This window comes from Chryseobacterium sp. C-71 (assembly GCF_020911865.1).
Taxonomy (GTDB): Bacteria; Bacteroidota; Bacteroidia; order Flavobacteriales; family Weeksellaceae; genus Chryseobacterium.
The window spans coordinates 1748557-1774735 of sequence record NZ_CP087131.1; the positions used below are offsets into that span (position 1 = coordinate 1748557).

Genomic DNA, 26179 nt, shown 5'->3' on the forward strand with positions numbered 1-26179 from the left:
AGGAGAATTTGCAGGTTTTGAGTTCACCGATGGGCTAAGTATGGTGGTGTTTTATTCTAAAGTGATTTTAAATATGGGTAGTTGAAAGTGAGAGCGAAAGTTGATGAAGGATAAGTTTGGGTTTGAAGGGGGTATTGAAAGATGTGCATAGTGACGCTCCTACGGAGCTCATGTTTTTATTATAAATTACACTACAAACAGCACGCTCCAATGGAGCTCAACAATAAACTATTTCTTGAATTTACAAAAAGGTATATGCCGGTTATTATTGTTCGACATATTTTCAATGTCCTTATCTTATATATAGAAGTTTTGTCAAAATGTTAACCGTAAGCTAGAAATGGAAAATCTTACTCTGATAAATTTTGATATAACAACCACTAAACGGTTACCCCACAGCAAGCGACGGGAAAAGAATTGGCGCGAGGAATATGAATGGAGAGCGGGAAAAAGCTTATGAAGAAAAGGAAGTGGTGTAATATATGAAAGATACCGAAGTCGTTGAAAGAACATGTACTTTGATCAAGAATACCGTTTGAGGAGTATCTTATATATATAGTATCCGAGAAGGCAACCGATGGTGTCGGCAATGACGTCTAAGGTTTCCATAGATCTGCCGAAACCCATTTCTTCCTGAAGGATTTCTGTGAGGAATGCGTAGATCAGGATGATCTGAAAAAAATAGGAGAATTTGATTCTTGGGAAGGCCGCCATAAATGAGAAACCAAGCATTGCAAATATTCCGAAGTGTAAAACTTTGTCGATTCCCTCGAACATAAAAAAATATTCGCGGTTTTCTACTCCCGGACGCAGGAGCATATAAGTAAGAAATGCCCAATAAATGGGCAGTATCTTTATAAATATGTTTGAAATCTTATCCAATGAGAGCCTGATATTCTTCTGCTGAAAGCAATTCTGACTGATCTGCACCGTCAGCAATCTCCAACTTGATGATCCAACCGTTTCCATAAGGCTCTGTATTTAATAGTTCTGGCTGATCTTCTAGCGCAGCATTGAACTCAATTACTTTACCAGAAATTGGCAAGAACAAATCTGAAACCGTTTTAACAGCTTCTACACTTCCGAAAACATCTCCTCCATTGATATCATCATCTACCGTATCTACATCTACATAAACGATATCTCCTAATTCTCCCTGTGCAAAGTCTGTAATACCAATTGTGGCTATATTACCTTCGATCTTTACCCATTCATGATCTTTAGTGTACTTTAATTCTGATGGTGTGTTCATTTTAATTTTTTATTTAATATTGACAAATTTATTCAAAATACAGATATGCTCAAAGAAAATAAATAATTATTTAGAAAAGTAGCTTAAAGCGGGAAGATTGGAACTTAAGAAGAGTTACAGACTATTTAAATTTAATTATATAAACACCGCTAAAATTTATTTTAAGTCTTTCTTTTTTTCCTAAATTCATCATTTAATATTTGAATATCCGATATTACTCATAATACTTTAATTTTAAAGCAAAGTGCACAAAGATTTTTCAAATACTAAGCGTTTTTAAAGTTACACAAAGCCGTTTGACTTTGTCGAATCTCCGATTTCACTTATACAAACTCACAACGTTTTTCAGCTTATGACAAATAACGGACAATCAATTTAATATATATATAAGAATTAAGTTTAATATGATCGAAAACAAAATTCATCAATACTATAGTAAACTCGCAAAAACCTATGACGAAAACAGGTTTGAAAATTCTTATGGAAAATATATTGATGAACAGGAAAGATATTTTTTGAATTCCTTTTTTAGAAATAAAAAGTATTCTAAGGTTTTAGATTTGGGCTGCGGAACGGGAAGGCTATTGAATTTTGCAACGCACGGCGCAGATTTCAGTCAGGAAATGCTGAATATTGCTCAGGAAAAATTCCCTCAGAAACAATTGATGATCGGAGAGATTTCAAATATTCCTTTTGAAGAAAACTTTGACTGTATTTTCTGTTTTCATGTAATCATGCACCAGAACAGACAGGAAACAGAAAATTTTCTAAATGAATGTTATAAAAAAATAAATAATGATGGAATTTTGATTTTTGATTATCCAATTAAATCAAGAAGAAAAGTAACTTCGCCACAAGAAGATTGGCATGCGAATAATTCATTTAAACCTGATGAAATTTTAGATTTAATAAAAACTGATTGGAAGATCATTGAAAGAAAAGGAGTTTTATTTTTTCCTATTCACAGAATTCCAAAGGCATTGAGGAAAATATTTCTACCTTTAGATATATTGATTTGCTCAACATTTCTAAAAAAGTGGGCATCATATCAAATCGTTGTAATAAAAAAACAATGATGCAGTTTATCAAAAACTCTCTTCCCTACTCTTGGAAATTGCAGTATAGGCTATTGCAAAGGATTTTTCATGAACAAAAAAAACCTCACTTATATGCTGAAAATTATTTAAATGAAGATATTGGAGACTATTCAGTTGAATTTAAGCAAGTAATTAGAAGAGGAGATTTCCATGAAAACAAAATCCATAATTTAAAAATCGTCTGTGAAAAAGTCAACAACTTAATTATTCAGCCAAATGAAGTTTTTTCATTTTGGAAAATAGTTGGCAAACCGAGTAGAAAAAACAAATTCAAAGAAGTCCGAAATTTAGCTAAGAACAATATTTCACAGGATTTCGGTGGCGGAATCTGTCAGTTCTCATCCATTTTATATTATTCTGCTTTGCAAAACGGATTGGAAATCGTAGAAAGGCATTCTCGCTCTATTGAAATCTATAAAGAAAACGAACGTTTTACACCTTTAGGCGCAGACGCTATAGTTGTTTTTGGTTACAAAGATCTACAGATGAAAAACAGTCTCTTGTTTCAAGTACAATTCCGATGTTATGTGCAGGAAAATGAACTTTATCTCAGCATTCTTTCTCAAGATGAAATTCAACTCAGTACAATATTATTCAAATATAAAGAATTTAACAACGGAGTCTTCGCCGAAACTTTGAATAATGACCAAACTTTATTTAAAAATTTCTATATTCGTTTATGAACTTTCTAGCCCACTCTTTTCTCACTTTCAATGACGGACAAATTGTCGGGCAGTTTCTCGAAGATTTTATCCGAAACAAAGACCGTTACTCGTTCCCGAAAGACATTCAGGATGGGATTACGTTGCATCGGGAGATCGATACGTTTACAGATTCTCATCCAGCTTTACATGAAGCGAAAAAAGTTTTCAGTCCGCTGGTAAGACTTTATTCAGGAGCTTTTGTAGATGTTTCTATGGATTATTTTGTCGCCAATGATTTGCAGCTAAATTCCTTAAAAGGTTGGAAAGATCATTCACTTAAAGTATATCGCGTTCTTCATGAACATTACGAATTTCTTCCCGATAATTTCAGATCTATGCTCGCAAGAATGGAACAGGATAATTGGTTGTACAACTACCGTCACGATCAGAATATACAATTCAGTATGAGAAATGTTTTGAATAAAGCGAAATATTTAGATAAAGATATTCCGGTATTTGAGGCTTTTATGGATAATAAAGATATTCTGCAGAAATGTTATGACGATTTTTTTCCAGATCTTTTAGCTCATACAAAGGCTGAAAATGCATTATTGCAATTGCAAAAATAGCTTTTAAAACTGTTGATATAAATATCGATTCGGATACGTCAGTTTTTCACTTTTACGGTTTCCGTTGATGATGATATGAACCAAATTAATCTGATCATCAAATAGATTATACAGAAAACTCACAGCAGCTTCTACTTTTTTAGGATTTTCTACTTTTTCAGATTCAAGATAAACATTGACGGATTCGCTGTCTTCTTCATAACCAACGTAATTTACTTTTAAAAACTGATTATCTGATTTAAGCTTAAAATATTCAGAACTGTAGCTTTTCAGAGCCTCATTAATCTGATTTTTATATTTTGGATCATTAAAATGAAAAGGTTTTCCGTATTTTTTTGACAAACCATTTTCTAAATCATCCAGGAAAAATCTTCCTGTAACCTCAAAAGTTCTTGATTTTGGGTTGTAATTGATTTCTACCGAACCAACGTGATAGGGGTGTATCATTTTAGTAAAAGACGAAAACGAAAGAAAGCAGACAAAAAGCAGAAATAGTATTTTTTTCATTTTAAAAGTTCAATTATTTTTTCAGGATTCTGTCGCATATCAAAGAATAGGAGAACTTTTATTTGTTTCTCATTTTCCTTCCTGAAGAACATTCTGACATGTTTTTTTCCGATAAGCGCACTTCGGGTTTTATGATTTGACTTTAGAAACATCGAATACTTTCCATCTCTCAATTCAGTCACAATATGTTCAACATCGTTGATGAAAACACCAATCTCTTTCTCAGTCCACACTTCCGAAAGAAACTCTAAAATACTTCCGTAAGAGCTATACGCTACTTTCGTAAATATAACTCGCATGCTTTTTTTCGGGCATTTTCAAAAAACTCTTCTGAAGAAATACAGTCTTCTTCTTTCACAGAGTCTGCATATTTCTCTATCTGTTCATAAACATGAGCAGGAACTCCCTCAATTATTTCGTACTCGCTTTCCACAGAAACCGATTTTACTCCTTTTATTTTTTCCAAAAGCTGTTTGATAAAAACAAAATCTTCAGAATTTTCCAACTCGATATTGACAATCATGATACTGAATTTTATACAAAGTTAAAATAAATTTTGTATCATCGCATTTCCAAAAAATCATTTAGAAAATGCAGGACTTTTTATTTTATCTGAAACTCGGTTGGGAACATATTATTTCATTGGATGCGCTTGATCATCAACTATTTGTTTTAGCTTTAATTGCCGTATATACTTCAAAAGACTGGAAAAAAATCCTGATTCTGGTCACTGCTTTTACCATCGGACATTCCATAACTTTGGCTTTAAGCATTCTCGATGTGGTAAGACTTCCTTCAGATTGGGTTGAATTTTTGATTCCGCTGACGATTGTTTTGACGGCGGCCGGAAATATTCTAATGAAAAACAAAAAACAGTCGCAAAATAAAACCAATTATTATTTAGCTCTTTTCTTTGGGCTCATTCATGGATTGGGATTTGCAAATACTGCAAGAGTGATAATCGCAAAAAATCAAAGCATCGCCGTTCCGCTTTTAGGGTTTAATATTGGGCTGGAGCTCGGGCAGATTGTAATTGTGCTTGCTATTTTAATTTTGCTATTTATTCTTTTAAATCTTTTCAAAATCAATAAAAAAGACTGGATACTTTTTGTATCATCAGGTGTTTTTGCATTGGCTTTAAAAATGACTCTGGAGAGAATACCTTTTTAGGTCAATCATTGGCTTGGGTTTTTGAGATCTGCAAAGTCTGCATTTTCCCTACAGCGGAAAGGATCGCCGGTTTTGTACCTACTCGTTGAAAAATATCCTTTCACACTTTAAAAACAAAAGTCTACACCATGCCAATATTCAACTACAAAGCAGGAATATTCTGCCACATTACAAAAATATCCAGCAACAAAGCGAGAATAATATTCAACATCAAAAGAATATACAATCACATTGAAAGAATATAACTTTACATTGCAAAACAATCCAGTTACAAAGCAAGAATATTAATCAACACAGGAAGTATATACAATCACATTAGAAGAATATAACTCCACATTGCAATAATATCCAGTCACATTACAAGAATATTATTCTACATCGAAAGAATATTTCGATACATTCCAAAAATATAAAAATATCTGCCTCAAATAGTATCATTTTGCGATCAACATCTCATCGCCTTATTGCTTTAGAAAAACATTTTGCAGTTTCTTTTAAACCGAATATTTCTTAAGATTCGCCAATTCCCAAATAATTAAAGCTCTCGAAGCAACATTTCCAAATTTTCAAATACTTATTATTATATTTGATGATTCTTAAAAATTCTATTCATGCAACTAAAAGTAACGGCACTTTCGGTATTTCTATATGTAGGTGTTTCTGCACAAAATATTCAAAATAATCCTGGCAGCAACCACGGAAACAGATTTGAACAGCTGGGAACGATTCTACCCACGCCTAACGTTTACAGAGCAGCTTCAGGAGCGCCCGGGCAAGCCTATTGGCAAAACAGAGCCGACTATGATATTACAGCATACTTAGATGAGGATAAAAGAAATTTAAAAGGTTCGGAAACGGTTACCTATCATAATAATTCGCCCGATGATTTAGATTATATCTGGCTACAATTGGATGAAAACCAGCAGTCAAGCGTCAAAAAAGCAGATTATCAGTTCTCCTCTACGTTACCAAAATCTGTCAACGATCAACAGCTTAAAACTACCGAAATTCCAGCAAAAGACAATGGCTACGGAGTAAATTTGGAAAAAGTGACTGATGCCTCAGGCAACCCTTTGAAATATACTGTCAACAAAACGATGATGCGTATTGATTTGCCTAAAGTTCTGAAAAAAGGCGAAAAATTCATCTTCAAAATAGACTGGAATTATAACATCCCAAACCGTATGAAAATGGGAGGCCGTGGCGGATATGAAAACTTCGCTGAAGACGGAAACGATTTGTACACCATCACCCAATGGTTTCCAAGAATGTGTGTGTACAGTGATTTCCAAGGATGGCAGAATCATCAGTTTACAGGAAGAGGCGAATTTGCTTTGGTTTTTGGGAATTATAAAGTTTCGATGAACGTTCCTGCCGATCATGTGATTGGTGGAACCGGAGAGTGCAAAAATTACGAGCAGGTTTTAACTTCTGAACAATTATCAAGATATAAAAAATCTCAAACTTCGAGCGAGCCTGTAGAAATCGTGACTTTGGATGAAGCTAAAAAAGCAGAGAAAAATCATTCAAAACAGAGAAAAACCTGGGTTTTTGAGGCTAAAGATGTAAGAGATTTTGCTTGGACGGCTTCCAGAAAATTTGTTTGGGATGCGATGGGCGTTACGATTCCTGAAAACAACAATAAAGTAATGGCGATGAGTTTCTATCCGAAGGAAGCCTACGGTCTTTACAGAAAATATTCTACGAAAGCTGTTGCTCATACGATTAAAACCTATTCAGAATTTACGATTCCGTATCCTTATCCGGTTGCTCAGTCTGTGGAAGCTTCGAATGGAATGGAATATCCGATGATCTGTTTCAACTTTGGACGAACCGAAAAAGACGGGACTTACTCCGAGGGAATTAAAAACGGAATGATAGGAGTGATTATTCATGAAGTAGGGCACAACTTTTTCCCGATGATCATCAATTCAGACGAAAGACAGTGGAGCTGGATGGATGAGGGTTTAAATACCTTCACAGAATATCTTACCGAAGAAAAATGGGATAATAAATTCCCGTCAAAACGTGGTCCGGCGTGGACGATCACAGATTACATGAAACTTCCTAAAGATCAACTGGAACCGATCATGAGTAATTCTGAAAACATTATTCAGTTTGGCCCGAATGCGTATGCAAAACCGGCAACCGGATTGAATATTCTCCGTGAAACCATCATGGGAAGAGAGCTTTTCGATAAAGCATTTAAAACGTATTCTAAAAGATGGGCATTTAAACATCCTGAGCCAGCAGATTTTTTCAGAACAATGGAAGATGCGAGCGGTGAAGATCTTGATTGGTTCTGGAGAGGTTGGTTTTACGGTACAGATCCTGTAGACATTGCGATTGATAAAGTAACGATGGCAACTCCCGACTTAACTGCGGTAAAGCAAGCTGATGAAACAAAATATAAAGTTGAAAAACCTTTGCAAAATGAATTTGAAGATATTTCGAAAATCAGAAACAGAGAAGACAAAACCATCACTTTTGAGGTAGAAAAAGATAAAGATCTACAGGATTTTTATTACCGATATGACCGTGGACAGGAAAAAGTGGATGCTAATAAAGAGTACACTTTCAAGACTGAAGGAAGTATAGCTGTGGACAAGAAAGATCAGGAAAGACTTAAAAATATCACCGCATATCAAATAGATTTTGTAAATAAAGGCGGATTGGTAATGCCGATCATTCTAGAATTTACTTTTGAAGACGGTTCAAAATTAAAAGACAAATCGTCTGCACAAATCTGGAGACAGAACGAAAAGAAAGTTTCTAAGACGTTTTATTTCGACAAAAAGGTAAAATCTATCCAGCTTGATCCTATGAGAGAAACAGCGGACATCGATATATCAAACAACCTTTGGAGCAATGACCAATCTTCTTCTGAAACTTCAAAATTCCAGGTGTTTAAACAAAAACAGGAAGGTGCTGTAAGAGGCGGCGGAACAGGAAAGGTCAATCCGATGCAGGCTGCGGGGAAGAAAAAGTAAATTCTGCAATTTCATTTTTAATCTTTAAAAACAAAAAACTAAATTCTTACATGAAAAAACTCGGTATTCTTATGTTGCTTGTTGCTTCAGCACAATCTTATTTTGCGCAATCGTTACAATTTTACACAGGTAAAAGAGATTTTCTACCCATCGAAATTCTGATGGAAGACGGAACGACCAAAACCGGATTTGCTCAGGACTTTATGCTTCCCGATGTAGCAACCTTTACTTACCTTACTAAAAGTTCTGAAAAAAGCGCAAACCTCAGTAGAAAGGATGTTAAATTTAAATCATCAAAAAGTGATGCAACAGTACAGCTTATCCCGGTTTCTGATATTAAAAGTTTAGTGTATACCAACGAAGATACACAGGAAAAATTCCAGCTGGACAAACGTATTGTGAAAGAGATTGACAATAATTTAGAACTGGAATCTGAAGGCAGAGTTTTGATGCTGCCATTGATGGAGAAAGGGGAAATTAATCTTTACGGTTACAGAAGCATGTTTTGTAAAGCTGATTTTGGAGATAATTTTGCGTCAGGATCCAATGGAAATAATGATGACTGCCAACTGCAACATGTCATGATCTATCTCAGTAAACCGGGTGACACATTTGCCGTTGCACCAGTAGACTACAACAAGCTTACGCCTCTGGATTTATTTAATATGAAATCTCTGTACAAGAAATTTTATAAAGCATACGAAATTGTAGGCGCCGACTGCCCCGAGTTTTTAGCAAAGGTAGATGAAGCAAGAAAAAATGAATATTTCTCAAACAAAACCTACAAAGAAAATAAAAAGGCTACCGACGCACAAAGAAAGGAAGAGATGAAAGGGAAAAAGGGAGCGGCAGCTGCTAAAATAAACATGAGATACAAAACTGAATTATACACCAATATGTATAAAAAATTACTGAAAGACTACGACAGCTCGTGCAAATAAATTCTGAGTTCACTTACAGCAAGTGAACTTTTTTTCTGCCAAAATTTCACATCTTTAAAAAAAATCTGCCAAAACTTTAGTTTCCGTCTGTTGGCACAGATTTAGAGATTTACGAGACAGAAATAATTTAAAAATAAAAATATTATGTCAGTAAACTTTAAACCCTTAGCAGACAGAGTGCTTATAGAGCCCATCGCTGCAGAAACTAAAACAGCTTCAGGTATTATCATCCCAGACACCGCGAAAGAAAAACCACAAGAAGGTACAGTAGTAGCAGTAGGTCCTGGTAAAGTAGACGAGCCTACCACTGTAAAAGTAGGAGATAAAGTTCTTTATGGAAAATATTCAGGTTCTGAATTAAAATTAGACGGAAAAGATTTCTTAATTGTAAAAGAAGGAGATTTACTTGGTGTAATTGGATAACAATTAGCGTCTGGCTCTTAGCTTTTGGCAATAGAGATTAAGCAAACAACGATGAGAGATTTTAAGAAATTTGAAGTTTGGCAATTGAGTCATCAATTAACTTTAAATATTTATAAATCAACCAAAGATTTTCCAAAAGAAGAGATTTTTGGATTGACCTCTCAGATCAGAAGATCGTTCGCTTCGATTGGATATAATATTTCCGAAGGAAGCGGTAGAAATTCCGATAAAGAATTTGCTAATTTTATCAATATTGCATTAGGATCATCTAACGAAGCCGAAAACCAATTAATTCTATCTAGAGATTTAAATTACATTACCGAGATTGATTATCAAAATCTTTTAGAAGACTTAACAATACTAAAAAAGAAGCTTGTCACCCTTTGGAACAGGCTTAACGGAAATTAAATCAAATTTAAAAATCAAACACGCGAATTGCTAAAAGCCAAAAGCCAAAAGCCATTCGCCAAAAGCAAAAAAATATGGCAAAAGAAATAAAATTCGATATCGAGTCAAGAGACGCTCTAAAAAGAGGGGTTGATGCATTGGCTAATGCAGTAAAAGTAACTTTAGGACCAAAAGGTAGAAACGTAGTAATCGAAAAATCTTTCGGTGCACCTCACGTAACTAAAGATGGTGTTTCTGTAGCAAAAGAAATCGAACTTGAAGACAGAGTAGAAAACATGGGAGCGCAAATGGTAAAAGAAGTTGCTTCCAAAACCAATGATATCGCAGGAGATGGTACAACTACCGCTACTGTTTTGGCACAGGCTATCGTAAGAGAAGGTCTTAAGAATGTAGCTGCAGGTGCAAACCCAATGGACTTGAAAAGAGGGATCGACAAAGCAGTAACTGCTGTTGTTGCTAACCTAAAAGAACAATCTAAGCAAGTAGGTGATTCTACAGAAATGGTGAAGCAAGTGGCTTCAGTTTCTGCAAACAACGACGAAACTATCGGATCTTTGATCGCTGAAGCTTTCGGAAAAGTAGGTAAAGAAGGTGTAATCACTGTAGAAGAAGCGAAAGGTATCGATACAACAGTAGATGTTGTAGAAGGTATGCAATTTGACAGAGGGTACCAGTCTCCATATTTCGTGACAAACCCTGAGAAAATGACGGTTGAATTGGAAAACCCGTACATTCTTTTAGTTGAGAAAAAAATCTCTTCAATGAAAGAATTGCTTCCTGTTCTTGAGCCAATCGCACAAAGCGGAAAATCTTTATTGATTATTTCTGAAGAAGTTGAAGGTGAAGCTTTAGCAACATTGGTAGTAAATAAATTAAGAGGTTCTCTTAAAATTGCTGCTGTAAAAGCTCCAGGATTTGGTGACAGAAGAAAAGCTATGTTGGAAGATATCGCTATCTTAACAGGTGGACAGGTAATCTCTGAAGAGCAAGGTTTCACAATGGAAAACGTATCTCTTGATATGTTGGGAACTGCTGAGAAAGTATCGATCGACAAAGACAACACAACGATCGTAAACGGTGGTGGTGAAGAAAGCAAGATCAAAGGCAGAGTAAACCAGATCAAAGCTCAGATGGAAACGACTACTTCTGACTACGACAGAGAAAAACTACAGGAGAGATTGGCTAAATTAGCCGGTGGTGTTGCTGTATTGTATGTAGGTGCAGCTTCTGAAGTTGAAATGAAAGAGAAAAAAGACAGAGTTGACGATGCATTGAACGCTACGAGAGCAGCGGTTGAAGAAGGTATCGTTGCAGGTGGTGGTGTTGCTTTTGTAAGAGCAATTTCTGCTTTGGCAAACCTTGAAGGAATCAATGCTGATGAAACTACAGGTATCAAAATCGTAAAAAGAGCGATCGAAGAGCCATTGAGACAAATCGTTGCTAACGCAGGAGGTGAAGGTTCTGTAATCGTAGCTAAAGTTGCTGAAGGCAGCGGAGACTTCGGATACAATGCTAAAACTGACGAGTATGTAAACATGCTTGAAGCAGGAATCATCGACCCTACGAAAGTAACAAGAGTTGCCCTTGAAAATGCAGCTTCAGTTTCTGGAATGCTATTAACAACTGAGTGTGTGATCACTGAAATTAAGAGCGCAGAGCCTGCTATGCCAATGGGAGGTGGAATGCCAGGAATGATGTAGCAGCGTGTCGCTGAGACAATATAAATTGAAAACCGTTCTGCTTTTGTGGAGCGGTTTTTTTGTTTTAATATGGTTTTTCGTAAATAATAGTATATTTAATTATTAAAAATATTTAGTTAAAACCCAAAACAACATTGGCACTTATACATTCCTCTATTGGATAATGCGTAAATTTGAATTTTAACAGTAATTTTTAAAAAATAGACTAATCAATTATGTCAACACCTAAAGACTTCCTAGACAGACTGAAATTACATTTTAGATTTGAACCAATTATTGAAGGTGGTTTAAGAAGTGAAGAATTTTCAAAAATCACTAAATACGAATTTGAAAATTTTGAAAATAATTTAAAAGAGAAATTAAAAAACTATAATGTAGAAGGTGATGATATTGTAGACAATCTAGTACAAGACGTTTTACCAATTCTAACACTTGCAGAACAAGAATTAGTTAAAAATGTTGCATTTGGAAAAATTTATAATACTAAAATAAATGCCTTTTGCGCCAAAAGCCAAGACGGACTTGACCACTATTGTATTGTAATAAATGAAGGATTACTTATGTTGCTCCATAAATATGGAAAACTATTGGCTGCACAAGGCAATCCCAAAATCGTTGCATTCTGTAATCGAGAAGATATTTCAAAAATTAAAAGTAAAGACTATTCTAATTGGGCAAATGAACTAATAGCTAATTACAAGATATATAAGGCTCCAGTTGGAGCAATGTTAAAATTAACCACCGAAGGTAATATGCAACATGGTTTTATACTTCACTTTCAGGAATTATTTGTTTTATGTCATGAACTCGGACATTTATTTAACAAAGATTTGGAAGACAAACGAAACCTAACAAATTTGATGGACTCAGATGCTGAAATTATTGAAGAAAATAAGCATTATGAAATTGAATATAAAGCAGACTCATATGCTTTCGAATTAATATCAAGAATTGCTCAAAAAAAATATAAAATGGAGAAAAAGAACATTCTACCATTCGTTGTAATATTATTTGATATTATGGCTCTGATAAATCCAAATCAAACTAATAAACATCCAGCTGCAATAGATAGGATTATGAATATAATTAGAGACAATTGGGGACAAAAAATAGCTGACGAATATTTAAAAACTTACAATCCAAATTTTGATTCATTTGGCTTTTTCAATAAATTATAACACGACCTTTTTCTGAGCGGTTTTTGAAAAAAATTATTTAATTTAGATTTTTAAAAAATTCAAATGGCATTAAAGGATAATATTTTAAAATTTAGTAAAAGACAAATCGATGACGCAGGTAATGTGTTGATTGATAATAATTCGTCAGTACAAGCAAAAGAGCATGCAATGGAAATATTAGGTAATTTTAGATCATGCCATGCTTACCCTATCAATACTTTTCAGTCAACATTAAGGCAGAAATTAAACAAGACGGGAGTAGATTACCTTGTTTCTCAAAGACTTAAAAGAACGCCTTCTATGTTGTTAAAGCTTGAAAGATTCCCAAATATGCGACTTTCTCAGATGCAAGATATTGGTGGACTGAGAGCAATATTACCTAGCATGACGGAAGTCAATCAAATAGTTGAGATATATAGAAATATGCAATTTCAGCATTATGTGAAAAATGAAAAAGATTATATTCTTAATCCCAAAGATTCGGGATATCGATGCTACCATATTGTTTATAAATATAAAAACTTACTGAATAAAAATTATGATGGATTAATGATTGAATTACAAATCAGAACGCGCCTACAACACGCATGGGCTACTGCAGTTGAAACAATGGGTACTTTTATTGATCATTCTCTAAAATCAAGTCAAGGACCTCAAGATTATCTCGATTTTTTTGCATTAGTAGGTAATGCATTTGCCTATTTAGAAAATACATCTACATTGTCAAGATTTGATAAGGTTTCGAAAGAAGAAATTTTTAGTAAAGTAAAATTTGAGGCAAATAGATTGCAAATAGTTACACAACTCGAAGGTTTCAGTGAGGTTATTTCAAATATCGAAACAGACAAGAAGCAAGGAAGTTTACACTTAATTGTTTTAGATATTTCAAATAAGGAAGTTAGAATACGAACTTTCCCTAAAATTTCTATTGAGCTAGCATCAACAGAGTACCTAAAGGAAGAAGCATTAATTGCTGATGGAAATAAGAGACAAGTTGTACTAGTATCTTCTAATTCATTAGATTCTTTAAGAAAAGCTTATCCAAGTTACTTCTTGGATACTCAAGAGTTTATAAAGACCTTAAAAGATATATTGGCTCATTAGAATTAGTTATTGACAACCGATGTCGCAAATTTAAAATCCCAAAGCAGAGTCTAAATCTTTCCCACAACATAAAAACCGCTCCCATCCGAGCGGTTTTTCCATTTCAAAACAAATTCAATATCTAATAATCCCAATCCGTCACTTTTTCCTATATTTAAAACATATTTTTCTACACAGAAAATCAATTAAACCAAACCTCCACATCATTGAAAACAAAGTTATTACTCCTTCCACTTTTCGGTTTATGTTTAAGCAATGCACAAACCCTAAATTTCAAACATCTTTCGGATATGTCTGTTCGCAGAGGCGCGATAAGCAGTGCTATTGCAGGTGACAATATCTATGTGAGCAATGGTTATAAAGATACGGATGGTTATGCAAATTTTATTGAGAAATACAGCATTAAAGATAACCGTTGGAGTGTAATCAATTCTACTTTGGTTCCCAAAAGATTCGCCAATTCGGAGACTTACGGTAATAAAATTTATATTTTTAACGGTTGGGGAAACAGCCATCTTGAAATTATAGACCTTGAAACTCATAAAAAAACGAAGGGAGCTGTTAATCATGCCTACACAGGAAATGCAGGTTCTGCCATCCGTAACGGAAAAATATATACGTTCGGCGGAAGTGGGCTAAACAATGCCGCCACCACAGTGTTTTCTGACAGGTTTCAATACTATGATATTGCTTCAGATACATGGCATCCATTACCGAATATGCCAACAGCCAGAGAAGCAAGGGGCAAAATTGTGAATGATAAACTTTATGTCATTGGAGGTTTTAACGGTACGTCATCCCGTCTGGTCAATGTGTTTGATCTCAACAAAAATGAGTGGACTGAGCAATATACGATGCCCGCTGCGATATCGGGGCATTCATTAGCAGTATTCGGTACTAAGATTTTTATTGCAGGCGGTTATAATAATCAAAATTTTCTGGCCTATTTTGATACAGAAACCAATACGTTACATCGGTTATCATCCAATATGATTCCCAGACGACATGCTGCTGCGGAAATATATAACAATAAATTATACATCATGTGTGGAAGTACAGCCTCCTCAACCAAATCATCTATTAAAAGCATTCAGGTTGCAGATATTAGCGAAGAAGTGCTTTCTGCTAAATAAACCAATGAAGATGTATTTAAATCAAAAGTTTATACCAATGCTTACAGAGATGGTTTCATAATTTGCAATAAAAATAACAGCACTCAGTTTGAAAACACTGAAAAGATAGATGGAAAAGAAGCAGGTATCATCGACCCCATAAAAGTAACAAGAGTTGCTCTTGAAAACGCAGCTTCAGTTTCTGGAATGCTATTGACAACTGAGTGTGTGATCACTGAAATTAAGAGCGCAGAACCTGCTATGCCAATGGGAGGTGGAATGCCGGGAATGATGTAACAGCGTGTCGCTGATACCATATAAATATAAACCGTTCAGATTTTTTCTGGACGTCTTTTTTGAAATTAGAATGTACAGCAAAAAATATTGTTGATGATTTAATTTAATATCTTTAAAATCAAACAAAACAAACTTTCGCCAACCTAGTTAATTTTGGATGGATATGCGATAGTTTGTTTCGCATATATACAAGTTAGCGATCAGCTTAAAAAACAGAAAATTTAAATCTATTTTTCTTGTAACAATTTCACATTCTTTTCGTCAAATAAATCAATTATGAATCAATCAATCAAAAAAATCTTGTATTTCCCAATTACAAAAATAATTTTGGGAATTACTGTTTGCTTTTCTCTTTTTGTAGTTGTACAAAATTTTGTGTCAAAACCACTTTTTTATAGTATAACTGAAGATAAAAACATTGCCGACCCTTTAATCCATCTGGTTTCTTTTTTGGTGTTACTTTCAAGTTATTATTTTTTATTCCGCTGGTATGAAAAACGAGAAATTAAAGAACTTTCAATAAAATATTTACCTAAAGAAATGTTTGGTGGATTTGCAATTGGATTTTCTGCAATTTCAATATCTATTTTTATAGTATATCTGTTGGGGTATTATCACATTATTAACATATCCACCGAAGATTATTCCCTTAAATTATTTATGACACTGGTTATTGCAGCGCTAATTGAAGATCTTTTTACCAGAGGTTTAGTATTACGCGAATTAGAAAACTGGTTGGGAACTAATATTGCAATTCTAATAATAATGGTAATTGAAACTTACCATATTTTTAATCCGAACTCAACTTTGTTTAGCTTTTTTGTATCACTGTGTTGGGGATTTACAATGTCAATGCTTTTCGTGTATACTAAAAGAGTTTGGTTGCCTTTTTTCTTTCATGTAGGTTGGAATTTTGCGCAACCTTTTTATGGTTCAAACCTTACAGGATTAGATAATATGGGCAAAATTATTCATTCTAAATTTGAAGGTCCAGTTTTGTTTACAGGCGGAGGAATTGGAATTGAAGATTCTATTATAACTGTATTTATTTTGTTTTCAATTGGTGTTTTTTTATATTATCGTTCTAATAAAGAAGGTAAAATAATCAAAAGAAAAAAATAAGTTATGAATTTAAAAAATGAGTTTTTAAAAGTTGATCAATATTTCCTGCTGCAACCCGCTAAAGTCTCCAGACTTTGCGGCAGTGTAGTAAAACAAAATTTCAATCCATGAACAAACTCCAAATTCTCACAACACTCTTTCTATCTCTCTTCCTCACCAACTGCAAAAAACCAGAAACCATGAAATACAAAGTCGGTCAGGAGTAGAATTACAAAACCCGCAAAGGTGAAGAAAACTCTACTGTGAAAATTTTAAAAATAGAAGAATATGAAAAACATGGAAAGGTGATTCATATCTCAATTGGCAATTTAAAAGTGGGAAAACCTGATGTGGAAAAAGGTTTTGCAAATGAATTCACCCACATTCCAATTACTGAGGAAGCTTTAGATAAAAGTGCTACTGAATTAAAAAACGAAAAAGTCAAACTTCCCAATAAAATTGACGGCTACGATTATTGGAAAAAAGAATTTGATCAGGGAGTCGCCGGAGTCTTTTCAATCTCAGTCTCTGAAATTGTAGATTTAATGGAAGAATCTATCATCACCGGAAATGGTGTTGTGGAGTGAATCTCCGACCTTCAGAAACAATTTCGTTTTAATGCCTTTGCAATTAACCTTGTCAAGGCTTTGAGCCTTGACAAGGTTAATTGCAAAGGCATCCAAATCAACGGTGATTTCTAACAAAATCACTTTACTGACAAAAATTTTCTTAAACACCAACTTCCAGCCTATACCCTTTCCCGCGGATCACCACAATTTTGATATTCGGATCGATTTCCAGTTTTTTTCTGAGTTTTGAGATAAACATATCCAGACTTCGTCCTACAATGACGCCGTCATCTTCCCAGATTTCTTTTTGCAGTCGCCTTCGTTCAATAATTTCGTTAGGAGAAGATGCGAAAATAAGCAATACACGACTTTCCGTTGCGGTAAGGTCTACGGTCTTATCATCAATGATGAGCTTTCTATTTTTAGAATCAAATAACACTGAGCCCAAAGTGAACAGATCAGTTTGCTGATTTTCAGGTACAACTTGTCGTGACTTCACAGGTTTAAATCTTAATAAAATAAAACCGATCAATGCTAAAAATGACAGACCTCCAAAAAGGTAAATGCTCTTTGTTGTGTTGAGTCCTGTTGGTTTAAATTTAATATTGATCAGGTAACAAGCTTTGGGTTGTTTTCTTCCCAGACAGGCTACAATATCATCTTTTTTGTTCTTAGATACCGAATATCCATAAGCCACACTGGAGTTTCCACAGTTCAGAACGTTAACAATATAATCACTTGCAACCGGATCTTTCGCCAACACACGCTTCGAAAGATTCACCAAAGAATCCGGTTGAAAAGTAAGTTCGTTCTCAAAGCTGATCTGATATTCATTTTCTCCGATCTTTTTTACAGGAAGCACTCTTGATGTACGATCGCCTGACTGTAAAAGTAACTCATGTCCTATTCTGCGGAGTAGCACTTCCCTTTTGGCAAAATTAAAGTCGTCCTTATCCTCCGTGCTGAAAGCGGCACAGATTACAAAAATCAGTGAGAGCAAAATGATTGTAAAAAGGTATTTTCGCTTTCCTGAGAAGAGATTTTGACTAAGATGCATAGTGTCAAGTTATTATTTACAAAGTTTACAATTTTATTTACAATTCAAATCCCTGAATCCGAAAAATATCAAAGTATTTTCGTTGAGTAAAGTTTGATAGTGTAAGACAAATATTTTTAACATCGGATTTTAAAGAACCAATCTAATTAATTTTATGACGGTCGCCATCTGTATCATTTCAAATACTTGGTATTTCGTTGTTAAGTTTACGCCTTTGTATAACTTAAAAACAGTCACTATTTAATATTCTTTGTTTGCCTTCGCGTTAATTAAACATGATCATAACTTAAGTATAATTTGATAAACCCAACAACTATGAAAAAAGTAATTTTTGCACTCATGCTACCATTGCTTGTAGTGAGCGGACTCGTATTCGCCAATCGTGAAATCAAGAATGAAACCAGTAAAAAGCCAATTCAAAAGCAACTGTCTGCTGCTGAAAAGAATGCCGAAATGAAAAAATGGGAAGCTACCCCTTCCGGTAAAAAATTCAAAGAATGGGAAGCATCTCCCCGAGGTAAAAAAGTGTATGCCGCCGAAGCTAAAATATGGAAGCACATTACAAATTACACCAATATGGAGGGAGTTGTCACCTCTCTTTCTCTTCCGCAAGGCTCCAGATTAGGTTTTGGAGTGATGGTCAGGATTAATGATGAAGATTATATTGTAACATTTGATGCAGAAAAACCTCAACTTGATCAGTTGCGCAACCTTAAAGTGAACGATAAAATTATTTTAAAAAGCCGTTATGTAGCACACGCACCAAAATATTCTTATCCCATCATATCTTGCGGATATCTGGAACGAGATGGAAAAGTAGTTTTTAAAAGAATTCCTCGTAAAGGAGGTTGTTGATTAAATCTTCGGTCATTCCAAATAGCTGGCTGATGTTATTTACTTTTTAAAATCAACCCAATTTAACTCCACAATCAGGATTTTTCTTGCTCTATTAATCGGATGTATGTATTATTGTAAAAAATACAACCATGCACATTCAGATTTCACCAGATTTTAGAAAAAAGACCAAAGCGGCGGTTTCTTCTATCGTCATTTTTATCTTTGTTTATATTCTTATTTTTCTATTTACTATTCTTTTAGCACTAGCATGTATAGGCTGTGGAATTTGGCTTATAGCTGCAAAACCGATGTTTCTTACATTGATGATAGGAGCCGGTTTAGCAGGAACCGGATTTTTTGTATTCTTTTTTATTATTAAATTTTTGTTTAAAAAACACATCAACGACAGAAGTTATCTTACCGAAATCACAAGATCAGACGAACCTGAACTTTTCAAAATGATTGATGAGATCGTAAAAGAAGCAGAAACCAATTTTCCGAAAAAAATTTATCTATCGTACGATGTCAACGCAAGTGTATTCTACGATTCCAGTTTCTGGAGTATGTTTTTTCCTATTCAGAAAAACCTCATCATTGGTGTCGGACTTATCAATACCACGACTAAACAGGAGCTAAAGGCTATCCTGTCTCACGAATTCGGACATTTTTCACAGCGTTCCATGAAAGTCGGAAGTTATGTTTATAATGTCAATCAGATTATTTTCAATCTGGTCAATGATGATGCCTCGTATCGTAATTCTATCGAAAAATTTGCAAGCTTCAGCGGTTACTTCACCATTTTTGCATCATTGGCCATATTCTTTACCTCAAAAATACAGTGGGTTCTTGCCAAAATGTATTCTTATGTTAACATCCGTCATATGGCACTTTCAAGGGAAATGGAATTTCATGCAGATGAGGTAGCAGCCAACATTGCAGGATCGATCTCATTGGAAGAGTCACTTTTGAGACTCGAGCTTGCCAACAATTCTTATGATAATGTAATTAGTTTTTATGAAGCGAGAATTTCTAAAAACCAATCGAGCAAAAACATTTACAGAGAACAGTTTTTTGTAATGAATTTTCTCGCAGAACAGAGCGAGCTGGAAACCAAATACGACCTTCCGCATGTAAAACTTGCAGAGTCCGGATTATTCAACAAATCAAAATTGAATATAGAAAACCAATGGGCATCACACCCTTCCACTGAAGACCGTGTGGCAAAACTCAGACAGCTCAATATTATTAAAGACGTGGATCATCAACCTGCCAAAAAAATATTTAAAAATTTTGAAAAAACCGAAGAAAAACTGACTGCAAAACTTTTCGCCAACGTAAAGTATAAGCCCGGAAGAACAGATGTAGAATTTGAAACCTTCACCACTGAATTTAAAGCACAATATCAGCACGATTCTTTCGATAAAATGTTTAATAACTATTACGACAATAAAAATCCTGATTCAGAAGTTCGGGAGAATTCTATATCAGAAGACATCAAGTTTCAAACGCTGTTTAACAATGAAAAAGTAGAACTCGTATACACATTAATCGCTTTGGAAAATGACAAAAAGACTGTTGAGGCTATTGCCAGCAAAGAATTTGTTTTAAAAACATTTGATTACGACGGAAGAAAATATAAGGCAACCGAAGCTAAAAAACTCATTCCGGAAATTGATCAATCAATAGTGGAAGTCAAAGCTAAGATTGTAAAGAATGATTCTGATATTTATAATTATTTCCTGAAAACAGCAGAGGCTCAAAACAGAAAATCAGGTTTTGTGAACCTTTACCATTCTTTTGCAGATTACGATAAGCAGTATGAAGAAAAATACAAACTGTACATTGATCTTGTGAATGCTACTGCTTTTATCAGTGAAAGAACTCCGTTTGAACAAATCAGACAGAATTTCATCACCCTTAAAACTTTTGAAGAAAAATTAAAATCTGAATTAAGATTCCATCTTCAAAATCCACTTCTGACCAAAGAATTAAGTGAACAAGAGCTAAAAGATTTAGCATACTATACCGAAAAAGAACACATCTACTTCAACAATGAAGAATATTTTGACAGCAATTTGGAAATGTTGATGAAATCAATAAACATGTTGCCTTACTTCCTTCATAGAAAGTATTTTCTGAAGAAAAAAGAAATACTTTCTTTGATGAAAGATTTACATAACAGTCATCAGGTAGAGAAAGTTTCATAAATTATTCATTGGATTTGCGTTCTTAAACCAAAAGAAACATTTAATAATTATTAAATTTGAAATTCACCATTTAATAATCATCAGAATATGAACAATACAAAAATCCAAACAATTTCCGCATCTCTATTAGCTTTGATGGCTTGGTTTTGCGTCATCCTACAATTTTATATTTCGTCGGATACCTTTACGAATGTCATCAGCTATTTTACCATCTTGTGTAATTCTCTAATTGCGATCAGTTTGTCACTTTCTACATTTTTCCCTAAAACCAAATTAGGGAAATTCTTTTCGGGTTTGTCTGTCAAAACAGCAATTGCATTATACATTTTTATTGTGTTTATCGTGTACAACACAGTTTTGCGAGGTATCTGGAAACCTACCGGATGGCAATTGTTCTTAGATAATATGCTTCATGTAACCATTCCGATTCTGTTTATTTTGTATTGGTTATTTTTGGTTGATAAAGCTAAACTAAATTGGAAGAACGGCTTTTACTGGCTTATCTTTCCGCTCATTTATCTAATATATTCATTGATTCGTGGTTCGGCGGTTGGCTGGTATCCTTATCCGTTCTTGAATGTAGATAAATTAGGTTTTGGTCAGGTGATAATCAATATTTTCATCATGCTCATTGTATTCTTGGTAAGCGGATCTGCATTAATTGCAATTAATAATAAATTTGAAAAAAAATAAACACGTTGTCCATTTTGTAAACGACTTCAATTTCGAGCTATTGATAATTAAAGTCTTTGTATTTCGTTGTTAAATGGAATGCCATTGTCTATCTTAAAAAAGCATTTATTGTAGAAACTTTGTTTTTCCTTGCGATTTAAAAAAAATTTAATAATCAGATTAATTTAAAAACTGTGAGAATTAAAATTAATTTAAACTTAAAAACTAATTAAATGCCTAATAAAGATTTAGAAAAGCACATCAAAGACATAGGAACTCCACGAGATTATTCAGAAAGTAAATATTTGGTTTATGTAGAATTGTACAAAGCAGATAAAAAATTAAAGAAAATCATCTCAGAGCATTGCAAAGTCATCAAAGAACTTGAATTCGGCTATTTGTTCGAAGCTCATCTGCAGGCAATTCCGGAAATTACGAGATCTTTGTCTCTGAAAAATCATGCAGTCTATCAGATTGTGAGACTGGCGAAAATTTCCTGAAATAATCTAAGAACGTCAACATTGCATATTTTCAACGCAACTGTTTTATTACTGACTAAGACTCTGCGCTCAAAAAAATAAATCAAAACTGCTCAATTCCCAAATCGGTTTTCCCATTTCAAAACAAATTTCTAAGTTTACAAGTTCTTCAAAAATCAAAAACACTCCAGCAATGGAAAACAAAAAATATAAACAAATTCTGGATAACGGTCCATTCTATCACGGAACGAAAGCTAATCTGAAAATCGGAGACTTGCTTACTGCCGGTTTCAAATCGAATTATTATCATGAAATTATCATGAATCACATCTATTTTACAGCTCTACAAAACGGCGCCGGATTGGCTGCTGCATTAGCAAAAGGAGATGGTCATGAACGCATCTATATTGTAGAACCAACAGGAGAATTTGAAAATGATCCCAATGTGACTGATAAAAAATTCCCTGGAAACCCTACCCGATCTTATCGCAGTACAGAACTCGTAAAAATCGTTGGAGAAGTAACAGAATGGATTAAATTAACCGATGAAGAGATCCAAAACTGGAAGGAAAGAATTGTAAATCTTCGGGAAAATCCAGATGCAGAAATTATCAATTAAATACGACGTTTAAAATTAATTTTGGTTTAAAAAAATTCACATTCACATCATTAAAACATGAAAAACAACGAAAGAATTTATAACATGTCCTTTGCCGGAGTTTATCCTCACTACATCACAAAAGCTGAAAAGAAGGGACGCACAAAAGAAGAAGTTCATGAAATTATTTTCTGGTTGACAGGTTATGATGAAAAAACTTTTCAGGAAATATTGGAAAACAAAACCAATTTCAGAACATTTTTTGACCAAGCTCCTCAAATTAATCCCAATGCTTCTTTAATAAAAGGTGTAATCTGCGGATATCATGTTGAAGAAATTGAAGATGAATTGATGCGAAATATCCGCTATCTCGATAAACTGATTGACGAATTAGCCAAAGGAAAATCAATGGATAAAATTTTAAGAAAGTAAAATGGCAAAAACAAATAAAACCACAGAAACGCAAGTCGACGTCACAGATTTCATCAATTCTTATGTTGAAAACGAACAAAAGAAATCAGACAGTTTTCACCTCATTAAACTGATGAGCGAATGGTCAGGCTTTGAACCGAAAATGTGGGGCCCAACCATTATCGGATTTGGAAGTTATCATTACAAGTACTCCAGCGGACATCAAGGCGACATGCCCATTATCGGATTCTCACCACGCAAAGCAGAATTTTCGCTCTACATCTACTCGCCGACTGAAGAAAACAAACATTTATTGGATAATCTCGGAAAATTCAAAATGGGAAAAGCCTGTATTTATGTAAAAAAGCTTTCTGATATTAATATTGATGCATTAGAAAAAATTTGCAAGGCAACAATAATGTATCAAAATGAACATCATGAATGCGCCTGCCATAAAAAGTAATCTCAGTAACTGTAAAAAAATGTGAGATAAATTATTTTACCTAATAATCTCAAAATCTTTCATTATTAAATAAATAAAAAAACCGATTTATTTTTTGATTATCTTTATAAGAAAAATAAACATGAAAACAACTCTATTCTTTTTAATGGCGTCTACAGCTGTATTATCGGCTCAAGCCACAATTACAAAGGCATTTCATGATCCTAGCGTGGGCGATGTTTCTGATAATATCAATTTGGCAGGCACACCAAATAATTCTGCTACAGGTATTAATACTATTTTTAATAATTCTTCACTCACACAAGGTAGCGGGGTTTCCGGAATATATTCTGCACCGAGCGGTGCAGAGATTTCTTCTTATCCGGGATCAACTCTGAAGTATGTCAACGGTTCTACCACTGTTTTTTACAAGCAAACTGCTTCGAAACTTGAAATCACAGGCTTGGTAACTCCCGATGCAACTCTTAATTTCAGCGCAAACAACGGTACATTTATATCTTATCCTGCTACTTACGGATATTCAGAAACAGATAACGCATCAGGAACATTTTCTACCACGCAAGGTTCTGGTAATTTCAGTGGAAGCATCACTCTTTCTGCTGATGCATGGGGAACTCTTCTCGTTGGCTCTAAAACGTATACGAATGTTACCAGAATAAAATCTATACAAAACTTTACCCTTACTATTTTTGGTTTCACGGCTGCTACAGTTGTTAATACCTCATATGCATATTATGATGGTTCTCACAAATTTCCTTTGTTTAGTACTACTAATGCTGTAATTACTCCAACAGGAAGCGCTGCCCAAACCACCAATGGTGCTCAGGCTCTAAACGAAGTATTTTTAGGCACATCAGACTTTGTAAAGAAAGAATCATTTAAAATTTATCCAAATCCTGCTCAGGATTTTATTGAATTTAAAGGAGACATGTCAAATTATTCTAAAGCCAACATCTACAGCTTAGACGGAAAACTCATTAAAACTTCAGATTTAAAAGCCGGAAAAGTACAGGTTTCGGAATTACCGGCCTCATCTTACTTCATTGAAGTTTCAGGAAACAAAACACAATCTGAAAGCGTAAAATTCATCAAAAAGTAATTATTATTAATTATTTGAAAATATTTTGAGCCGTTCTAAGCTTCTAGAACGGTTTTTGATTTAATGAAATGGTAATTTAATATTTTTTAAATTTCACAAAACCAAGTCGTATTTTATTTAACTTAAATCAAAAATCTTACGCCATGAAAAAACTACTTATACTTCTCCCGCTTTTTATTATTTCAGGAGCCCATGCACAGGAAATAATAACATCAGAGGTAAATACCGTCCCGGAAGATAAAATGAATATCATTAAAACCAATATCACCGGATATGCTTTCAGAAATATTAATCTTTCCTATGAGCGGTCAATTAACCGTTGGTTTGCGATCAATGTCGGTTTCGGAACAGTCGCAGAAGGTAAAGTACCGTTCATGAATGCCTTTTTGAATGAAGAAGATGAAAAAGATTTTCAGAATTTAAAAATTAAAGCGACCAACTTTACCATCGAACCAAGATTCTACATCGGGGAAGGCTACGGAAAAGGATTTTACTTCGCTCCTTACTATCGTTACTCAAAGATTTCAACCAATACATTTGATTATACTTATGACTATACCGCTTTCGGAACTACCCTACCAATTCCGCTGAAAGGTTTGGGAGATGCGAAAGGTAATAGTGGCGGATTGATGGTTGGCGCACAGTTTTTTCTGAACAAGCAGCATAGTTTTGTCTTAGACTTTTGGATCGCCGGGGCACATTATGGCTCAGGAAGAGGAGATTTTAGTTTAACTAGCGATATTTTTCTTACTCCGGAAATGCAGGCTGAGCTGAAAAGAGAAATTGAAAACCTAGATATTCCGTTTGTAGATTACACAGTAGAAACCAATTCGAATGGTGCAAGAATCAAAGTAGACGGTCCTTGGGCAGGTTTCAGAAGTGGTTTTTCCTTGGGATACAGGTTTTAATTAATCATCAAAAAAAAAATACCGCTCACAAAAAATCGTGAATGGTATTTTTTATTTATAGGCATCTTTAAATTTTTCAATAAGATGATCGAGCGTGTGACGCTGTACATATACTGTTCTTACATCATCATATCGTGGGGATCTGTAAAAGACTTCATGGAAATCCATACTTCCATTTCCTACTTTTACTACTTTTTCAACATCAATGTTCAATTTCTTTAATTCTTCTTTTAAGACTTGAAATTCGTCTTGGATATTATTCATCTTTATATCTTGGTTTAAGTTAAAAAATCATCAACAATTATCAAACTAACCCCTATTAATTT

Annotated in this window: 30 protein-coding genes; 23 read left to right on the top strand and 7 right to left on the bottom strand. The window is 34.3% G+C overall.

The annotated features are described in order from the left end of the window. Positions 1-522: 522 nt before the first annotated feature. A complete protein-coding gene (locus LNP04_RS07930) occupies positions 523-969 on the bottom strand; it encodes a VanZ family protein (protein ID WP_324292113.1) in 447 nt (148 codons plus the stop codon). Then, positions 875-1252 (bottom strand): glycine cleavage system protein GcvH, encoded by a 378-nt coding sequence (gene gcvH, locus LNP04_RS07935; RefSeq protein WP_229985978.1) that lies wholly within the window; start codon positions 1250-1252, stop codon positions 875-877. The genes LNP04_RS07930 and gcvH overlap by 95 nt, the downstream gene beginning before the upstream one ends. 404 nt (positions 1253-1656) lie before the next feature. On the opposite strand from gcvH, the gene LNP04_RS07940 reads away from it, so the two are divergent. From LNP04_RS07940 to LNP04_RS07950, 3 genes are read left to right on the top strand one after another with little or no spacing between them, the layout of a single operon-like run. Beyond that, positions 1657-2328, top strand: coding sequence for a class I SAM-dependent methyltransferase (locus tag LNP04_RS07940; RefSeq protein ID WP_229985979.1), 672 nt, complete (start codon positions 1657-1659; stop codon positions 2326-2328). Next, positions 2325-3032 carry a VanW family protein gene (locus LNP04_RS07945; protein WP_229985980.1) on the top strand — a complete coding sequence of 236 codons (708 nt, stop codon included), beginning with the start codon at positions 2325-2327 and terminating at the stop codon, positions 3030-3032. The genes LNP04_RS07940 and LNP04_RS07945 overlap by 4 nt, the downstream gene beginning before the upstream one ends. After that, positions 3029-3622, top strand: a complete 594-nt coding sequence (locus LNP04_RS07950; protein WP_229985981.1) for an ACP phosphodiesterase — start codon at positions 3029-3031, stop codon at positions 3620-3622. Before LNP04_RS07945 ends, LNP04_RS07950 begins: the two co-directional genes overlap by 4 nt. 3 nt (positions 3623-3625) lie before the next feature. Here LNP04_RS07950 and LNP04_RS07955 read toward each other — a convergent pair whose 3' ends face one another. Genes LNP04_RS07955 through LNP04_RS07965 form a run of 3 tightly spaced genes read right to left on the bottom strand, consistent with a single transcriptional unit; the run spans position 3626 to position 4652 of the window. Further along, positions 3626-4129 carry a DUF6702 family protein gene (locus LNP04_RS07955; RefSeq protein WP_229985982.1) on the bottom strand — a complete coding sequence of 168 codons (504 nt, stop codon included), beginning with the start codon at positions 4127-4129 and terminating at the stop codon, positions 3626-3628. Continuing rightward, on the bottom strand, positions 4126-4428 hold the full coding sequence (locus tag LNP04_RS07960) for a hypothetical protein (RefSeq protein ID WP_229985983.1): 303 nt from the start codon (positions 4426-4428) through the stop codon (positions 4126-4128). The genes LNP04_RS07955 and LNP04_RS07960 overlap by 4 nt, the downstream gene beginning before the upstream one ends. After that, entirely contained in the window at positions 4404-4652 is a 249-nt protein-coding gene (locus tag LNP04_RS07965) for a hypothetical protein (RefSeq protein ID WP_229985984.1), read from the bottom strand. Before LNP04_RS07965 ends, LNP04_RS07960 begins: the two co-directional genes overlap by 25 nt. Before the next feature lie 68 nt (positions 4653-4720). Between LNP04_RS07965 and LNP04_RS07970 the strand changes: the two genes are divergently transcribed. The 11 genes from LNP04_RS07970 to LNP04_RS08020 all read left to right on the top strand — a co-directional run bounded on the left by LNP04_RS07970 (position 4721) and on the right by LNP04_RS08020 (position 17140). Beyond that, positions 4721-5299: a HupE/UreJ family protein gene (locus tag LNP04_RS07970; RefSeq protein WP_229985985.1), complete on the top strand. Its 579-nt coding sequence runs from the start codon at positions 4721-4723 to the stop codon at positions 5297-5299. 611 nt (positions 5300-5910) lie between these two features. After that, positions 5911-8289 carry a M1 family metallopeptidase gene (locus LNP04_RS07975; RefSeq protein ID WP_229985986.1) on the top strand — a complete coding sequence of 793 codons (2379 nt, stop codon included), beginning with the start codon at positions 5911-5913 and terminating at the stop codon, positions 8287-8289. A 50-nt stretch (positions 8290-8339) separates the two neighbouring features. Continuing rightward, positions 8340-9230, top strand: a complete 891-nt coding sequence (locus LNP04_RS07980; RefSeq protein WP_229985987.1) for a hypothetical protein — start codon at positions 8340-8342, stop codon at positions 9228-9230. Positions 9231-9374: 144 nt separating this feature from the next. Then, entirely contained in the window at positions 9375-9653 is a 279-nt protein-coding gene (groES, locus tag LNP04_RS07985; protein ID WP_047444781.1) for a co-chaperone GroES, read from the top strand. 51 nt (positions 9654-9704) lie between these two features. Beyond that, on the top strand, positions 9705-10061 hold the full coding sequence (locus tag LNP04_RS07990; protein WP_229985988.1) for a four helix bundle protein: 357 nt from the start codon (positions 9705-9707) through the stop codon (positions 10059-10061). Positions 10062-10135: 74 nt separating this feature from the next. Further along, a complete protein-coding gene (groL, locus tag LNP04_RS07995; RefSeq protein ID WP_056034555.1) occupies positions 10136-11761 on the top strand; it encodes a chaperonin GroEL in 1626 nt (541 codons plus the stop codon). 215 nt (positions 11762-11976) lie between these two features. Then, positions 11977-12939 carry a hypothetical protein gene (locus tag LNP04_RS08000; protein WP_229985989.1) on the top strand — a complete coding sequence of 321 codons (963 nt, stop codon included), beginning with the start codon at positions 11977-11979 and terminating at the stop codon, positions 12937-12939. A 63-nt stretch (positions 12940-13002) separates the two neighbouring features. Beyond that, positions 13003-14043 carry a RelA/SpoT domain-containing protein gene (locus LNP04_RS08005; RefSeq protein WP_229985990.1) on the top strand — a complete coding sequence of 347 codons (1041 nt, stop codon included), beginning with the start codon at positions 13003-13005 and terminating at the stop codon, positions 14041-14043. A 206-nt stretch (positions 14044-14249) separates the two neighbouring features. Next, on the top strand, positions 14250-15176 hold the full coding sequence (locus LNP04_RS08010) for a kelch repeat-containing protein (protein WP_229985991.1): 927 nt from the start codon (positions 14250-14252) through the stop codon (positions 15174-15176). 552 nt (positions 15177-15728) lie between these two features. Then, positions 15729-16574 (top strand): CPBP family intramembrane glutamic endopeptidase, encoded by an 846-nt coding sequence (locus tag LNP04_RS08015; protein WP_229985992.1) that lies wholly within the window; start codon positions 15729-15731, stop codon positions 16572-16574. Positions 16575-16816: 242 nt separating this feature from the next. Continuing rightward, entirely contained in the window at positions 16817-17140 is a 324-nt protein-coding gene (locus tag LNP04_RS08020; protein WP_229985993.1) for a hypothetical protein, read from the top strand. A gap of 142 nt (positions 17141-17282) precedes the next feature. Here the strand turns inward: LNP04_RS08020 and LNP04_RS08025 are convergent, their stop codons facing one another. Next, on the bottom strand, positions 17283-18179 hold the full coding sequence (locus tag LNP04_RS08025) for a winged helix-turn-helix domain-containing protein (RefSeq protein ID WP_229985994.1): 897 nt from the start codon (positions 18177-18179) through the stop codon (positions 17283-17285). A gap of 315 nt (positions 18180-18494) precedes the next feature. Here LNP04_RS08025 and LNP04_RS08030 point away from each other — a divergent pair, with 315 nt between their 5' ends. The 9 genes from LNP04_RS08030 (at position 18495) to LNP04_RS08070 (ending at position 25853) form a co-directional block, all read left to right on the top strand. Next, a complete protein-coding gene (locus LNP04_RS08030; protein ID WP_229985995.1) occupies positions 18495-19034 on the top strand; it encodes a hypothetical protein in 540 nt (179 codons plus the stop codon). 131 nt (positions 19035-19165) lie between these two features. Continuing rightward, positions 19166-21223 (top strand): M48 family metalloprotease, encoded by a 2058-nt coding sequence (locus LNP04_RS08035; RefSeq protein ID WP_229985996.1) that lies wholly within the window; start codon positions 19166-19168, stop codon positions 21221-21223. Between the two features lie 87 nt (positions 21224-21310). Then, the gene (locus LNP04_RS08040) at positions 21311-21916 is read left to right on the top strand and encodes a Pr6Pr family membrane protein (RefSeq protein ID WP_229985997.1); all 606 of its coding nucleotides are present in this window, start codon (positions 21311-21313) and stop codon (positions 21914-21916) included. Positions 21917-22128: 212 nt separating this feature from the next. Then, the gene (locus tag LNP04_RS08045; protein ID WP_229985998.1) at positions 22129-22395 is read left to right on the top strand and encodes a hypothetical protein; all 267 of its coding nucleotides are present in this window, start codon (positions 22129-22131) and stop codon (positions 22393-22395) included. A gap of 172 nt (positions 22396-22567) precedes the next feature. Beyond that, entirely contained in the window at positions 22568-22993 is a 426-nt protein-coding gene (gene arr / locus LNP04_RS08050) for an NAD(+)--rifampin ADP-ribosyltransferase (protein WP_229985999.1), read from the top strand. Positions 22994-23050: 57 nt separating this feature from the next. Then, a complete protein-coding gene (locus LNP04_RS08055; protein WP_229986000.1) occupies positions 23051-23404 on the top strand; it encodes a DUF2200 domain-containing protein in 354 nt (117 codons plus the stop codon). Position 23405: 1 nt separating this feature from the next. Continuing rightward, complete coding sequence (locus tag LNP04_RS08060; RefSeq protein ID WP_229986001.1) at positions 23406-23846, top strand: DUF1801 domain-containing protein; 441 nt, start codon at positions 23406-23408, stop codon at positions 23844-23846. Between the two features lie 121 nt (positions 23847-23967). Beyond that, positions 23968-24945 carry a T9SS type A sorting domain-containing protein gene (locus LNP04_RS08065; RefSeq protein ID WP_229986002.1) on the top strand — a complete coding sequence of 326 codons (978 nt, stop codon included), beginning with the start codon at positions 23968-23970 and terminating at the stop codon, positions 24943-24945. 143 nt (positions 24946-25088) lie between these two features. Beyond that, positions 25089-25853, top strand: a complete 765-nt coding sequence (locus LNP04_RS08070; RefSeq protein ID WP_229986003.1) for a DUF3575 domain-containing protein — start codon at positions 25089-25091, stop codon at positions 25851-25853. Positions 25854-25904: 51 nt separating this feature from the next. On the opposite strand, the gene LNP04_RS08075 is transcribed toward LNP04_RS08070, so the two are convergent. Beyond that, complete coding sequence (locus LNP04_RS08075) at positions 25905-26117, bottom strand: hypothetical protein (protein WP_129536016.1); 213 nt, start codon at positions 26115-26117, stop codon at positions 25905-25907. Between the last annotated feature and the right edge of the window lie 62 nt (positions 26118-26179).